General features: G+C 70.5%; 2 protein-coding genes. Both read left to right on the forward strand.

Annotated features, from left to right (window positions below):
• A partial coding sequence (gene sucB, locus E1218_RS35640; protein WP_132327432.1) for a 2-oxoglutarate dehydrogenase, E2 component, dihydrolipoamide succinyltransferase occupies positions 1-900 on the forward strand: 900 nt, incomplete at its 5' end.
• 107 nt (positions 901-1,007) lie between these two features.
• On the forward strand, positions 1,008-1,819 hold an 812-nt coding region (locus E1218_RS35645; protein WP_132327433.1), incomplete at its 3' end, for a TIGR01777 family oxidoreductase.

Below are 1,819 nucleotides of genomic sequence, written 5' to 3' on the forward strand. Positions count from 1 at the left end.
CTGGTGCGCAAGCTCGCCACCGAGCACGAGATCGACCTCAACGCCGTACGAGGCACCGGCGTCGGCGGCCGCATCCGCAAGCAGGACGTCATCGCCGCCGCCGAGGCCAAGAAAGCCGCCGCGGCTGCCCCCGCCGCCGCTCCGGCTGCTGCCTCCGCACCGGCCGCCAAGCCGGCGGCGGTCAGCCCGCTGCGCGGCACCACCGAGAAGATGAGCCGGATCCGCAAGGCCATCGCGAGCCACATGGTCAACTCGCTGAAGGTCTCGGCGCAGCTGACCACGGTGGTCGAGGTCGACGTCACCGAGATCGCCCGGCTGCGGAACGCGAAGAAGGCCGAGTTCGAGGCCCGCGAGGGCGTCAAGCTGTCCTTCCTGCCGTTCTTCGCGCTCGCCGCGGTCGACGCGCTGAAGCAGTACCCGAAGCTCAACGCCTCGATCGACGAGGAGAAGGGCGAGATCACGTACCACGCGGCCGAGCATCTGGGCATCGCCGTGGACGTGGAGAAGGGCCTGATGGTCCCGGTCGTGCACAACGCCGGTGACCTGAACATCGCGGGCCTGGCGAAGAAGATCGCCGACCTGGCCGACCGCACCCGCAACAACAAGGTGCTGCCGGACGAGATGGCCGGCGGGACCTTCACGATCACGAACACCGGCAGCCGGGGCGCTCTGTTCGACACGCCGATCCTGAACCAGCCGCAGGTCGGCATGCTCGGCACCGGCGCGGTGGTGAAGCGCCCGGTGGTGATTACCCACCCGGAGCTCGGTGAGACGATCGCGATCCGGCAGATGGTGTACCTGGCGCTGACCTACGACCACCGCCTGGTCGACGGCGCCGACGCGGCCCGTTACCTCACGGCCGTCAAGCAGCGTCTCGAAGAGGCCCAGTTCGACGTCTGATCCGCCATCCGGCGCCGGTGTCCGTCCAGCTCGCTGGCGGGCCCGGCGCCGTTCTTGTTTCCGCCCGGGTACCGCCTCGGCAGGACTAGCCTCAAGGAGCAAGCAGGATGAAGTACGTGCTGGCCGGCGCCTCCGGTTTCCTCGGTACGGCGCTGACCCGCGACCTGGTTGCCGACGGCCACCAGGTCGTCCGGCTGGTACGCCGTCCGCCCACGGAACCCGGCGAGATTCGCTGGAACCCGGCCCGCGGTGATCTGGATCCGGCCGCGCTCGGCGATCCCGACGTACTGGTGAACCTGGCCGGCGCGAACATCGGCCGCCCGTGGACCCCGACGTACCGGGCAGTGCTCCGGGAGAGCCGGGTCAGTACGACGAGCACGCTGGCGAACGCGGCCGCGCAACTCGATCGACCGCCGACGGTGATCACCCAGAGCGGTGTCGGCGGCTACGGCCTGGACTGCGGCGACCGCGTCATCACCGAAGACTCCGAGCTCGGCGACGGCTTCCTCGCCGACGTCGTCCGCGTCTGGGAGGGCGCTCTCGAGCCGGCCCGCGCGGCCGGCTGCCGTGTCGCCGCCATCCGCACCGGCATCGTCCTCGACCGCAAGGCGCCCGCCTTCCGGTTGATGACGCTCCCCTTCCGCCTCGGCCTCGGCGGGCGCCTCGGCTCTGGCAACCAGTACTTTCCGATCGTCTCGCTCACCGACTGGCTCCGCGGCGTCCGCTTCGTCGCCGAGCACGAAAGCCTGTCCGGGCCCGTCAACCTCGTCATCCCCCACCCGGCCACGAACCGCGAGTTCACCGAGGCCGTAGCCACCGCCCTCCACCGCCCGGCGTTCTTCCCGGTCCCCGCGTTCGTCCTCAGGACCGTCCTGGGCGAGTTCGCCTGGGAACTCATCGGCAGCAACCGAGCCCTCCC

The sequence above is a fragment of the Kribbella turkmenica genome, assembly GCF_004348725.1.
Lineage (GTDB): Bacteria > Actinomycetota > Actinomycetes > Propionibacteriales > Kribbellaceae > Kribbella > Kribbella turkmenica.